This window comes from Roseomonas acroporae (assembly GCF_023223525.1).
GTDB classification, from domain to species: domain Bacteria; phylum Pseudomonadota; class Alphaproteobacteria; order Acetobacterales; family Acetobacteraceae; genus Roseomonas_E; species Roseomonas_E acroporae.
Genome location: NZ_JALPRX010000050.1, coordinates 15,819 through 28,356 on the forward strand (window position 1 = coordinate 15,819; position 12,538 = coordinate 28,356).

Here is a 12,538-nt window from a genome sequence, read left to right on the forward strand (position 1 = left end):
ACCCCCGCCTGGCCCGGGCCCGCGGGCCCGGCCATGCCGGGGTTCAGCGGAAGTACATCACGTTGCGGCTGCAGGTCTCGACGCCACGCCGCTCGGTGGAGGCGCCGTTGGCGAACACCACGCGGATATCGGCGGTGCAGACCGGGCCGGTGGGCAGCGACACGGGGAAGGAGGTGCCGGGCGGCAGCGTGCTCGATCCCAGCCGGTCGGGACCCCAGTTCCGGTCCGAGGTGAGCGAGACGTAGAGCTCGCGGATCTCCTGCCCGGTGTTGTTGACGAACTGGAAGCTCGGGTTGCCGCCGCGCGCCACCGGGGGCGGGGCGTAGCCGCCGCCGGCGCCGTTCCAGACGATGCGGCTGAGGGTGCAGGTGTTGATCTGCCACTGCACCTCCTCGCGCCCGGTCTGGTACTGCACCTTGATGTCGAGGATGCAATCGCTGGTGTAGGGCACGAGCCAGATCTGGCCGCCCGGCGGCAGCACGCTCTGGCCGAGCATGTCCGGCCCCCAGCGGTTGCTGCGGGAAGGCGAGACATAGGCGCGCAGGATCGTCTCGCCGGTGTTGTTGACGAGATAGAAGCGGTTCTGCGCCTTCGCCTCCGGCGCCGAGAGCAGCGCCGCGACCAGCGCCAGGACCACGGCGAGGCCGCTCCTGATCGCCCATCTCCGCATGACGAGGTTCCTCCAGAATCGGACGCGTTACGGTACGGCCATGCAACAGCATGGACGCGGGCTGCGACAAGCCTTCCCCCCGCCCGCCGACGGGGCCGGCATCCGGCGGCGAGGCCCGGGGGCGGGTCGACCCCGCGCCGTGACGCGCCACGCGGCCGGATGCCGCTCCGCCTGGCCGGCATCCGACGTCACGGATAGACGACAATGCTTTCATGCGGATTGCCGCGCCGTCACGCCGCGCGGCGCCGGGAAATGCTCTAGGCTCGCCGCCATGATGCCCCTGCCGCCTTCCGTGTCGTCCCGGCCGCGCCGCCCGCGGGCGGCATCCTGCCGACCCGCCGCCCGTCCGCCGCGCCGCCTGGCCGCGCTCGCGGCGGCGCTGCTCTCGGTCGGCGCGGCGTGCGGCGCCCCGCCCGCGCGGGGCGAGGGGACGGTCCAGGGGAAGGAGCAGCCGGACGAGGTGGTGCTGGGCAGCGCCTTCGGCTCCTATCTCGCCGGTCGCTTCGCCGCGACCGAGACGGACACGCGCTACGCCGCCGACGCGCTGCTGGCGGCGCTGCGCGACGATCCGGAGCAGCCGGAGCTGCTGCAGCGCGCCTTCATGGCGACGGTGCTGGACGGCCGCCCGGAGGCGCAGACCCTGGCGCGGCGGCTGCCCGACAACCCCATCGCCATCCTGGTGCTCGGCGCCGGCGACGCCGAGGCCGGCCGCTGGGACCGCGCCGAGGCGCGCTTCCGCACCCTGCCGCGCCAGGGCGTGCTGCCGGTGCTCAACCCGCTGCTGATCGCCTGGTCGCAGCAGGGGCGCGGGCTGCCGGACCAGGCGCTGGCGACGCTGCGGCCGCAGGTCGAGGCGGGGCAGCTCCGGCCGCTCTACGCGCTGCACGCGGCGATGATCGCCGACCTCGCCGACCGGCCGCAGGAGGCGGCGCGGCTGATCCGCATCGCGGTCGGCGACGCGCGGCAGCCGCAGAACCTGCGCCTGGCGCAGATCGCGGCCGGCATCCTCGCCCGTGCCGGGCAGGCGGCGGAGGGGCAGGGCCTGCTCGACCGGCTCGGCGGTACCAGCGAGGAGCTGGCGCTGGCGGTGACCGGCGCGGGCGGCCGCGCCGCCCTGTCGGAACGCGCCGTCGGCAACGCCGCCCAGGGCATCGCCGAGGCGGAGCTGGCGCTGGCGGCGGCGCTGCGCGGGCAGGGCTCGCCGGACTTCGCGCTGGTGCTGACGCGGCTCGCGCTGCGCCTGCGCCCGGACTTCCCCGCGGCGCGGCTGCTGGCCGCCGAGATCCAGGCCGATGGCCGGCACGACGACGCCGCGCTGGCGCTGCTGGCCGAGGTGCCGGCCACGGACCCGCTGGCGCCGGTGGTGACGCTGCGCCGCGCCGTGCTGCTCGACCGGCTGGGGCGCGAGGACGAGGCGGTGGCGCTGCTGCGCCGCCTGGCGGAGGCGCGGCCCGAGGCGGTGCAGCCCTGGTCGCGCCTGGGCGACCTGCAGCGCAGCCACAGCCGCTGGCCGGAGGCCGTCGCCGCCTATGACGAGGCGCTGAAGCGGATCCCGACGCTGGGCGCCGGGGACTGGCCGCTGCTCTATGCCCGCGGCATCTCGCTGGAGCGCGCCGGGCAGTGGCCGCGCGCCGAGGCGGACCTGCAGCGGGCGCTGCAGCTCGCCCCGGAGCAGCCCTACCTGCTCAACTACCTCGGCTACACCTGGGTGGAGCAGGGCCGCAACCTGACCCAGGCCCGCGCCATGCTGCAGCGGGCGGTGGAGCTGCGGCCGCAGGACGGCAACATCGCCGACAGCCTCGGCTGGGCGCTGTTCCGCCTGGGCGACATCCCGGGCGCCATCACCTGGATGGAGAAGGCGGTGGAGCTGGAGCCGCGCAACAGCACCGTCAACGACCATCTGGGCGACGTGTACTGGGCCGCCGGCCGCCAGCGCGAGGCGCAGTTCCAGTGGCGCCGCGCCCTGACCCTGGACCCCGAGCCCGGCGAGGCACCGAAGATCGAGGCCAAGCTGCGCGACGGCCTGCCGAGCGGCCCGGCTTCCGCCGCGCTGCGCTGAGGCCGGCCGCCATGGAAGGGAAGGGGAGCCCGGCCGCGGGGCGGCCGGGCGGGGCGGCGCCCGGCCCAGCGGTGGATCGGGCGGCGGATCGCGTGGCGGATCGGGCACCGGGGCGGGTGTCGGAGCGGGCGCCGGCCAAGCTGAACCTGTTCCTGCACGTCACCGGCCGCCGCGCCGACGGCTACCACCTGCTCGACAGCCTCGCCGTGTTCGCCGGCGCCGCGGACCGGGTGGAGGCGGCGGCGGCGGACGGGCTGACGCTGTCGCTGGACGGGCCGGGGGCCGGGGCGCTGATGGCCGAGCCGGACAACCTCGTGCTGCGTGCCGCCCGCGCCCTGGCGGCGGCGGCGGGCGTGGCGCCGCGCGCGGCGCTGCGGCTGGAGAAGCACCTGCCGGTGGCCTCCGGCATCGGCGGCGGCTCGGCCGACGCGGCGGCGGCGCTGCGGGCGCTGAACCGGCTCTGGGGGCTGGGCTGGCCGGCCGTGCGGCTGCGCGAGGTGGCGGCCGGCCTCGGCGCCGATGTGCCGGTCTGCGTCGACTCCGTGCCGGTGCGGATGGGTGGCATCGGCGAGAAGCTGTCGGCCGCGCCCGCGCTGCCGGAATTCGGGCTGCTGCTGGTCAACCCGGGCGTGCCGCTGGCGACGCCCGCCGTGTTCCGGGCGCGTGGCGGCGGCTTCTCGCCCGAGCCGGCGCTGCCGGCGGCCTGGCCGGACGCGGCGACGATGGCGCGGGGCCTCGCCGCGTGCCGCAACGACCTGGAGCCGCCGGCGATCGCCCTCTGCCCCGCCGTGGCCGAGGTGCTGGCCGCGCTGCGCGGCCTGCCGGGCTGCCTGCTGGCGCGGATGAGCGGCTCCGGCGCCACCTGCTTCGGCCTCTTCGCCACGGGCGGCGAGGCGGCCGCGGCGGCGGCGGCATTGCCGCCGGGCTGGTGGCGCTGGGGCGGGGCGATGGCGGGGGGCCAGGGGAATGTCCGGGCGAATGTCCGGGCGGATGCCCCGGCCGTGGGCGCGACCGGCGCCGCCGGGAGCACGCCCGTTGTCAGGCAGGGGGTTGGCGGCGGGCCCACCTCGGCTTAATCAGGCTTCCCCGGCGTGCCGCCGCACCGCCGGGCCGCGCCGTTGGGGCGTCGCCAAGTGGTAAGGCAGCGGTTTTTGGTACCGCCATTCCCAGGTTCGAATCCTGGCGCCCCAACCAGCCCTTCCTCGTCGTTCGCATCCTGTCTCGGGCGCCGTCGGCCCGGCACCGCAGTCCCCGTCCGTGCGCCCTTGCGGAAAGGGTGTTCGGCGGCGGGCCTTCCTTCCGCGCGGCAAGGCCGCCCGCCGCGACCGGCCGGGATCCGGCATCGGCTCCGGCATCGGCTCCGACCGGCGCAGGTCGGGGAAGGGTCGGCCTCGCCGCGGCGCGAAGCCGTCGCGCAAGGTCCGGTCGGGACATGGCCGCGAGGTCAGGTCGTTTTCATCCGGGCCGATTTCCGGTCGAGGGACATCCGCCATGCAACCCGCCGGTGGCATGGCGTTGGCACTCCCGGACGTGGCGCCGCCCGGATGCGGACGTTTCCGGTCGGCCCCGGCTGTGGCGTCGTCACCCCCGGCGGGATCGTGCGGTCCGGCCCCGCCTTCCCGCGCCCGAACCCATGCGCTTTACGCGAAGGAACCAGCCAGCGTGATCTACCGGCTTTGCCAGACGCAGGAGGATTGGCTGTCGCAGGCCAGGGCCATGGCCCTGGGGGCGGAGAAGGCGTTGTCCCGACGGGATGACGGGCATTCCGGCCCGATGCCGATGGTCCCGCTCGCCGCGGCGCTGCGCCTCTGGGAGAGCGCCGGCACGACCCACGACAAGCCGGCCTTCGGCATCGACGAGGTCCGGTCGGACGGGCGCCCTCTCGCCGTGCGGGAGGAGGTGGCGATGGCCACGCCCTTCGGCACGCTGCTGCATCTCGGGAAGGACACGCCGAGCCCGGGGCCCCGCCTCCTCGTCGTCGCCCCGCTGTCCGGGCATTTCGCGACGCGGCTGCGCGCCACCGTGGCGACGCTGCTGCGCGATCACGACGTCTACGTCACGGACTGGACCGACGCGCGCGAGGTTCCAGTCGAGGCGGGCGCCTTCGGCCTCGACGACCTCGTCGCGCAGATCATCGCCTTCCTCGAGGCGCTCGGCCCGGACACGCATCTGCTCGCCGTCTCCCAGCCGGCCGTCGCGACCCTGGCCGCGGCGGCGCTGATGGCCGAGGACCGCAACCCGGCGCTGCCGCGCAGCCTGACCCTGATCGGCGGCCCGGTGGATCCGCGGATCGCGCCGACGCGGGATGAGATCCTGTCCAGGCTCCTCCCGCCCGAATGGTTCGAGCGGACCACGGTGGGCGTGGTGCCGGAACGCTTCGCGGGCGCCGGGCGCCGCGTGCATCCCGGCGCCCTGCAATGGTCCGGCGCCGTGCTGTCGGACCTGCGCCAGCACGTCTTCGCCCAGACGGCGCAATTCGCCAACCTGGTCACCGGCGACGCCGCCGCCGCCGACCGGCATCGGGACCGGTACGAGGAACTCCGCTCCGTGATGGACGTGCCGGCCGAGCTCTACCTCGACATGATCGCCCGCACCTTCCGCGAGCCCGAGCTGATGCTCGGCCGCATGCTCTGGCGCGGCCGGCCGGTCCGGATGGCGGCCCTTCGGGAAACGGCGCTGCTGGCCGTGGAAGGCGAAGGGGACAGGTCCTGCCCGGCGGGCCAGTGCAGCGCGGCGCTGGATCTCTGCGATTCGCTTCCCGCCGGCAGGAAGCGGCGCTGCCTGGTCGATGCCGAGCATGACGGCCTGTTCGAGGGAGCCGTCTGGGAGACGCAGGTCTATCCCGTCATCCGGCAGTTCGTCGGGTCCGCCGCCGCCTGAACGCGCGAGGCCGGCGAATGCGGGCGGGCCGGGAGGACGGGTTCACGCTGCCCCGCAGCCGTCCCGGCCGGCCGCCGCCATGGCCGGTCGCCGATCCGGCCGGCCGCCGCGCCGGCCCAGCCCCCGCGTGCCGGCACCGCAGCCCCGCACCGGCGCTGCTTGACGCGCTTCCGCCCCCCTCCCCATAGTCCGCCCATGCTGTTGCTGGTGCGGCCGACGCGAATTCCCGGCCCGGTCCTCGCCTGAGGGCCGGGATACCCTCGCACGCCCACCTTCCCGCGCGCGCCGCCTTGCCCTAGGCAGTGGCCCGCCCGGCCGCCGGCCCGCGTTGCTCCCCCTGCGTTGCCCCCGGCCGCCCCGACCGTTCCGCTCCAAGGCCCCCATGAACGACGCTCCCGAGACCGCCCCGGCCCGCGACTACCGCGGCACCGTGTTCCTGCCGCAGACCGCCTTCCCGATGAAGGGCGACCTGCCGAAGCGCGAGCCCGGCTGGCTGGAGCGCTGGCAGCGCCTCGGCCTGTGGCGGCGCCTGCGCGAGCAGTCCGCCGGCCGGCCGCAATTCGTGCTGCATGACGGCCCGCCCTACGCCAACGGCAACCTCCACATCGGCCACGCCCTGAACAAGATCCTGAAGGACGTGATCAACCGCGCGGCGCAGATGTCGGGGTACGATGCCGACTACGTGCCGGGCTGGGACTGCCACGGCCTGCCGATCGAGTGGAAGGTCGAGGAGGAGTACCGCAACCCGAAGGGCAAGTACCAGGGCGGCCGGGACAAGGACAGCGTGCCGGTGCTGGAGTTCCGCGCCGAGTGCCGCGCCTATGCCAGCCACTGGCTCGGCGTGCAGTCCGGGGAGTTCCAGCGCCTCGGCGTCGCCGGCGACTGGGCCGGGCGCTACGCCACCATGGACCTGCCCTCGGAGGCGGCGATCGCGGCCGAGATCGGCAAGTTCCTGATGAACGGCTCGCTGTACCGGGGCCTCAGGCCGGTGATGTGGAGCCCGGTCGAGAAGACGGCGCTGGCCGAGGCGGAGATCGAGTATCACGACCACGTCTCGCCTACCGTCTGGGTGCGCTTCCCGGTGCTCGCCGCCGGGGCGGCGGAGCTGGTCGGCGCCTCGGTGGTGATCTGGACCACCACGCCCTGGACCATCCCGGCCAACCGCGCCCTCGCCTACGGGCCGGAGATCGACTACGCGCTGGTGCATGTGGAGGGCGTGGCCGAGGGCTCGCATCTCCGCCCCGGCGAGACGCTGCTGGTCGCCCTCGCCCTGCTGCCGCAATTCGCCAAGGATGCCGGGCTCGGCGCGCACACGATCCGGCGCGTGCTGAAGGGCACGGAGCTGGCCGGCGCCGTCGCCGCGCACCCGCTGCGCGGCTGGCAGGCCGGCGAGGGCGCCTACGACTTCGACGCGCCGCTGCTGGAAGGCGACTTCGTCACCACCGAGGCCGGCACCGGCTTCGTCCACCTGGCGCCCGCGCATGGCGAGGACGACTTCGCCCTCTGCCGCGCCCATGGCGTGCCGGTGATCGAGATGGTGGCCGATGACGGCACCTACACGCGCCGCGCCGCCGGCTTCACCGGCATCCACGTCTTCAAGGCGCACGGCCCGGTCTACGCCGCGCTGGAGGCGATGGGGAACCTCGTGGCGAAGGGCGAGGTGACTCACGCCTACCCGCATTCCTGGCGCTCCAAGAAGCCGGTGATCTTCCGCGCCACGCCGCAATGGTTCATCGCGATGGACGACGCCAACGCGATCCGCGCGAAGGCGCTGGCGGCGATCGCGGCGACGCGCTTCGTGCCGGACCAGGGGCGCAACCGCATCGGCAGCATGGTGGCGGCGCGGCCGGACTGGTGCATCAGCCGCCAGCGCGCCTGGGGCGTGCCGATCCCGGTCTTCGTGGACCGGCGCACCGGCGAGCCGCTGCGCGACCAGGCGGTGATCGACCGCGTCTGCGCCGCCTTCCGCGAGGAGGGGGCGGATGCCTGGTACAAGGAGGGCGCGGCCGCGCGCTTCCTGAATGGCGATGCCGGCTCCACCGGCGGGGGGACCGACCGCGATCCCGCCGACTACGAGCAGGTGATGGACATCGTGGACGTGTGGTTCGAGAGTGGCTCGACCCACGCCTTCGTGCTGCCCGAGCACCGGCTGCACTTCCCGGCCGACCTTTACCTGGAAGGCTCCGACCAGCACCGCGGCTGGTTCCATTCCTCGCTGCTCGAATCCGTCGGCACCAACGGCGTGGCGCCGTTCAAGGCGGTGCTGACGCACGGCTTCGTGCTGGACGAGGGCGGCCGCAAGATGTCGAAGTCGCTCGGCAACGTCACCGCGCCGCAGGAGGTGATCGCGAAGTACGGCGCCGACATCCTGCGCCTGTGGGTGATGAACAGCGACACGGCGGACGACCTGCGCATCGGCCCCGAGATCCTGAAGCAGCAGGCCGAGCTGTACCGCCGCCTGCGCAACACGCTGCGCTGGCTGCTCGGCAACCTCGCCGGCTACGACGCGGCCGAGGCGCTTCCCTACGCCGAGCTGCCGGAGCTGGAGCGCTGGGTGCTGCACCGTCTCGCCCAGCTCGACGCCCGCCTCCGGGCGGCGGTGGAGAGCCACGACTGGACCGGCGTGTACCCCGAGCTGCACGCCTTCTGCTCGACGGATCTTTCCGCCTTCTACTTCGACGTGCGCAAGGACGCGCTCTACTGCGACGCGGCCGACAGCCCGCGCCGCCGCGCCGCGCGCACCGTGCTGGACGCGCTGCACCGCTGCCTGACCGCCTGGCTGGCGCCGGTGCTGGTGTTCACGGCCGAGGAGGCGTGGCTGGCGCGCTTCCCCTCGGAGACGGACAGCATCCACCTGCACGACTTCCCGGCCATCCCGGCCGAGTGGCGCGACGAGGCGCTGGCCGAGCGTTGGGAGCGGATCCGGTCGGTGCGCCGCGTCGTCACCGGCGCGCTGGAGAAGGCGCGGGCGGCGGGCGAGATCGGCGCCTCGCTGCAGGCGGCCCCCGTGCTGGCGCTGCCGGCCGCCGACGCCGCGCTGCTGCCGGCGGAGGGCTGGGCGGAGCTGTGCATCACCTCCGGCCTGACGCTCGCCGAGGCTGCGCCCGAAGGCGCCTACGCGCTGCCGGACGTGCCGGAGGTGGCGGTCGGCTTCGCCCGCGCGCCCGGCGAGAAGTGCGAACGCTGCTGGCGCGTGCTGACCGAGGTCGGCACTTCCGCCGCGCACCCGACCCTCTGCCGGCGCTGCGAGGCGGTGGTCGAGGCGCTTCCCGCCACCCCGGCGGCGGCCTGATGCGCGCCCCGCTCCCATTCGGCTTCCGGCGCGGCCTGCCGATCGCGCTGCTGATCCTGGTGGTGGACCAGATCAGCAAGTGGTGGGTGCTGGAGGTGCTGCGCCTGCCCGAGCGCGGCTCCGTGCCGCTGCTCGACCTGCCGCCCTTCGGGTTGGACCTGACCATGGTCTGGAACCGCGGCGTCACCTTCGGGCTGCTGAGCGGCAGCGGCGGCTGGCACCACGTGGTGCTGGCCCTGCTCGCCATCCTCATCGCCGCCTTCCTGCTGCGCTGGATGGCGCGGGCCGAGACCGGTCTCGTCGCCGTGGCGCTGGGCGGGGTGGTGGGGGGCGCCGCCGGCAACGCCATCGACCGGCTGCGCTTCGGCGCGGTGGTGGACTTCGTAGACGCCCACGTGACCTTCGGCGAGGGCACCTGGCACTGGTACGTGTTCAACCTGGCCGACGCGGCAATCGTCTGCGGCGTGGTCGCGCTGATCGCTGATGCCTTGTTCCGGACCAACCCCGGCGTTAGAGAAGGAACATGATTCCTCGCGCCCCTGCAACGATCTTCGCCAAGGTGCCCATCGGGGCGGCCCTCGGGGTGGCCCTCGGGCTGCTGGCCGGCTGCGGCCCGGAGACGCAGCGCGCCTTCGGCTTCACCCGGGACGCGCCGGACGAGTTCCAGGTGACGACCCGCGCGCCCCTCTCCATGCCGCCGGACCTCAACAACCTTCCCGTGCCCCGCCCCGGCGCCGCCCGCCCGCAGGAGATGACCCAGCGCGAGGCGGCCGAGGCGGCGCTGGTGCCCTCCACCGCCCTGGCCGGCCGCACCAACGCCCGCCCCGATGCCGCCGAGCAGGCGCTGGTCGCCCAGGCCGGCGCCGCGGCGCCGCGCGACATACGCCGGCGGGTGGACGAGGAGAGCCTGAGCCTCGACCGGCCGCCGCAGGACGTGGTGGACCGGCTGATGTTCTGGCGCGAGCCGCCGACCCCGGGCACGCCAGTCGATCCGACCCGCGAGGCCTCGCGGCTGCGCGAGAACGCGGCGCTCGGGCGCGAGGTGACCGAGGGCGATACCCCGGTCATCCAGCGCACGCGCCGGCCGATCTTCGACTTCGGCTGGCTCAACCCGTTCTGAGCGGCGTCGCCGGCGCCGACCCGGCCGGCCGCGGCATCCCGGACGCGACGCGAGGCGGCATGTCCGCCGGGACCGACCCGGCCATGGGCGAGGCGGCCGGGTTCTGGCAGGAATTCCTGCCTGCTGACCCCGGTCCTCCCCGGGGTCCCTGGACCGACCGCTACCCCGCCGCCATGCCGGATGGCAGCCGGCTGGTGCTGCCGCTGCGCGACTTCGGCGACCTCGCCGTCACCGGGCTGATCGCCAACCAGGCGAGCTTCGCCGTCTGCCGCCGCCTCGCCGGCTGGATGGCCGAGGCGGCGCGGCCGCTCGGTGCCGAGGCGGTGGTGGGGCTGCCCACGCTCGGCCACGTCTTCGGGCCGCTGGTCGCCGAGGCGCTCGGGCACCGCAACTGGGTGGCGCCGGGCTATTCGCGCAAGCGCTGGTACGACGAGGCGCTTTCCGTGCCCGTCGCCTCCTCCACCGCGCCGGGCGAGCGACGGATGTGGCTCGACCCGCGCCTGCTGCCCCGCCTCGCGGGACGGCGCGTGCTGCTGGTGGACGACGTGATCTCCACGGGCAGCTCGGCCCTGGCCGGGCTGGCGCTGCTGCGCCTGGCCGGCGTCGTGCCGGTCGGGCTCTGCGTGGCCATGGCGCAGGGGGATCGCTGGCTGGCGGGGTGGGACGCGGCGGTGCCGGTGGCCGCGGCCTACGCGACGCCGCTGTTCCGGCGCGAGGGCACGGCCTGGGTGCCCCGGCCCGAAAGCGTGCCGGTCGCGGTGACGCTGCCGGCCGGGCAGGGCGCCGCTCCACCGCCGGAGGAGAGGCCACCGGGCCAGTCCGCGTAGCCCGCCACCGCCGGCGTTCGCGCGGCCGGCCGGGCCGCCATGCGCGCGGGGGCAGGGAAGGGGCTCGAAGCGCCATCCGCCCTGCCCCGCGGCGAACCGCAGCCCGGTCGCGGCCGCGGTTCGACCGCGGGTCCTCGTCCTCGGGGCGGCGCCACGCCCTCGGGCATGCCGCCCACCGGCGATCCGCCTGGCCGTTGTTTTCACGCATTTTCCACGTCCCCGGGCAAGTATGCCCGGTCCGGAAATGCTCTATGCTGCTGGCATGGGTACGAGCGACGCCGGCGGCCGCCTGTTCTTCCAGTCCGAGATCCTCGATGCCGGCCGCGGCGCGCGCCGGCCGCCCACCGGGCGCACGATCCGCGAGCCGGCGCGCGACATTCCCGTGCATGCCGAGTGCGACGTGCTGGTGGTGGGCGGCGGCCCGGCCGGCACCGCCGCCGCCGTCGCCGCCGCGCGCCTCGGCGCCCGCACCTTGCTGCTGGAGCGGCACAACCACCTGGGCGGACTCTCCACCGGTGGCCTCGTGCTCTGGATCGACCGCATGACGGACTGGGAGGGCCGGCCCGTCATCCGCGGCTTCGCCGAGGAGCTGCTCTCGCGCCTGCCGCGCGGCGCGCTGGCCGGCCCGCCCCCCGCCGCCTGGGGCGCGCGCGACGCCGCGACGGCCGCCTGGTGGCAGCTCCGCACCGCCGCCTTCCACGGCGTGGTCACCAACTCCCCCACCTGCGACCCGGAATGGCTGAAGGCCACCTCGCTCGCCCTGCTGCTGGAGTCCGGCGCGCAGCCCCTCTTCCATGCCTGGGGCGCGGCCCCCGTGGTCGAGGACGGGGCCGTGCGCGGCGCCGCCTTCGAGAGCAAGCAGGGCCGGCGCGCCGTCCTGGCGCGCGTCACCGTGGACGCGACCGGCGACGGCGACCTGTTCGCCGCCGCCGGCGCCGAGTACGGCAGCGAGGTGGACGCGCGCGACATCCACGGCTGCATCAACACGTCCTGGCTGTTCGGCGGGGTGGACATGCCCCGCCACCTGCGCTGGCGCGCCGCAGCACCCGACGCCTTCGCCGACTTCCTCGCGCGCGGCCGCGCCGCCTGCGGCCTGCTCGACAAGGCCTTCGTCTCCTGGCGCGACGACGTGGCGCTGTTCATGGGCCCGCGCCTCGCCGGCTACTCCGCCCTCGACGTGGACGACCTGACCGAGGTGGAGATCCGCTCGCACCGGCTGATGCTGGACCATCTCGCCTTCTACCGGGCGAACGCGCCGGGCTTCGCCGACGCCTACCTCATGCTCTCGGCCCCGCAGATCGGCGTCCGCCACGGCCGCCGCCTGCGCGGCGTCTCGGCGGTGACGCGGGAATGCTGGGACGGGCGCGTCGCGCCGGACGAGATCGGCGTCTCGCCCTCCCTCTCGCCGAAATTCCCCGCCGTCTCGGTCCCCTACGGCGCGCTGGTGCCGGAGCGGCTGGACGGGCTGCTGGCGCCGGGGCGGCACCTATCCTGCGACGCCACCAGCCATTCCTTCCTGCGCGAGATCCCGCAGTGCTGGCTCACCGGCCAGGCGGCGGGCGTGGCGGCAGCGATCGCGGCGGACCGGGGCGTGCCGCCGCGCGCCGTGCCGGTCCCGGCGCTCCAGGCGGCGCTGGAAGGGCAGGGCGCGCATCTTCGGCGCGAGCCGGTCGCGGCCTGACGCGCCACG

The 12,538-nt window shown here is 75.2% G+C and carries 9 protein-coding genes and 1 tRNA gene; 9 read left to right on the top strand and 1 reads right to left on the bottom strand.

Annotated elements, in window-relative coordinates:
• Positions 1-43: 43 nt before the first annotated feature.
• The gene (locus M0638_RS12005; protein WP_248667231.1) at positions 44-670 is read right to left on the bottom strand and encodes a Tat pathway signal protein; all 627 of its coding nucleotides are present in this window, start codon (positions 668-670) and stop codon (positions 44-46) included.
• Between the two features lie 271 nt (positions 671-941).
• On the opposite strand from M0638_RS12005, the gene M0638_RS12010 reads away from it, so the two are divergent.
• The 9 genes from M0638_RS12010 to M0638_RS12050 all read left to right on the top strand — a co-directional run bounded on the left by M0638_RS12010 (position 942) and on the right by M0638_RS12050 (position 12,529).
• Entirely contained in the window at positions 942-2,729 is a 1,788-nt protein-coding gene (locus M0638_RS12010) for a tetratricopeptide repeat protein (RefSeq protein ID WP_248667232.1), read from the top strand.
• 92 nt (positions 2,730-2,821) lie between these two features.
• A complete protein-coding gene (locus M0638_RS12015; protein WP_408903451.1) occupies positions 2,822-3,805 on the top strand; it encodes a 4-(cytidine 5'-diphospho)-2-C-methyl-D-erythritol kinase in 984 nt (327 codons plus the stop codon).
• Positions 3,806-3,848: 43 nt separating this feature from the next.
• Positions 3,849-3,923 (top strand) — tRNA-Gln (locus M0638_RS12020).
• 468 nt (positions 3,924-4,391) lie between these two features.
• The gene (phaZ, locus tag M0638_RS12025; RefSeq protein ID WP_248667233.1) at positions 4,392-5,609 is read left to right on the top strand and encodes a polyhydroxyalkanoate depolymerase; all 1,218 of its coding nucleotides are present in this window, start codon (positions 4,392-4,394) and stop codon (positions 5,607-5,609) included.
• Between the two features lie 382 nt (positions 5,610-5,991).
• Positions 5,992-8,901, top strand: coding sequence for an isoleucine--tRNA ligase (ileS, locus tag M0638_RS12030; RefSeq protein WP_248667234.1), 2,910 nt, complete (start codon positions 5,992-5,994; stop codon positions 8,899-8,901).
• Positions 8,901-9,428: a signal peptidase II gene (gene lspA, locus M0638_RS12035; RefSeq protein ID WP_248667235.1), complete on the top strand. Its 528-nt coding sequence runs from the start codon at positions 8,901-8,903 to the stop codon at positions 9,426-9,428. The genes ileS and lspA overlap by 1 nt, the downstream gene beginning before the upstream one ends.
• Complete coding sequence (locus M0638_RS12040) at positions 9,425-10,021, top strand: DUF3035 domain-containing protein (protein WP_248667236.1); 597 nt, start codon at positions 9,425-9,427, stop codon at positions 10,019-10,021. Before lspA ends, M0638_RS12040 begins: the two co-directional genes overlap by 4 nt.
• Positions 10,022-10,080: 59 nt before the next feature.
• Positions 10,081-10,848 (top strand): phosphoribosyltransferase, encoded by a 768-nt coding sequence (locus M0638_RS12045; RefSeq protein ID WP_248667237.1) that lies wholly within the window; start codon positions 10,081-10,083, stop codon positions 10,846-10,848.
• A 262-nt stretch (positions 10,849-11,110) separates the two neighbouring features.
• Positions 11,111-12,529: an FAD-dependent oxidoreductase gene (locus M0638_RS12050; protein WP_408903455.1), complete on the top strand. Its 1,419-nt coding sequence runs from the start codon at positions 11,111-11,113 to the stop codon at positions 12,527-12,529.
• The last annotated feature ends 9 nt before the right edge of the window (positions 12,530-12,538 follow it).

Coding starts and splice junctions, on each gene's coding strand:
- M0638_RS12010 (WP_248667232.1), top strand. CDS start 942: ATGATGCCCCTGCCGCCTTCCGTGTCGTCCCGGCCGCGCCGCCCGCGG.
- lspA (WP_248667235.1), top strand. CDS start 8,901: ATGCGCGCCCCGCTCCCATTCGGCTTCCGGCGCGGCCTGCCGATCGCG.
- M0638_RS12005 (WP_248667231.1), bottom strand. CDS start 670: ATGCGGAGATGGGCGATCAGGAGCGGCCTCGCCGTGGTCCTGGCGCTG.
- M0638_RS12050 (WP_408903455.1), top strand. CDS start 11,111: ATGGGTACGAGCGACGCCGGCGGCCGCCTGTTCTTCCAGTCCGAGATC.
- M0638_RS12045 (WP_248667237.1), top strand. CDS start 10,081: ATGTCCGCCGGGACCGACCCGGCCATGGGCGAGGCGGCCGGGTTCTGG.
- ileS (WP_248667234.1), top strand. CDS start 5,992: ATGAACGACGCTCCCGAGACCGCCCCGGCCCGCGACTACCGCGGCACC.
- M0638_RS12040 (WP_248667236.1), top strand. CDS start 9,425: ATGATTCCTCGCGCCCCTGCAACGATCTTCGCCAAGGTGCCCATCGGG.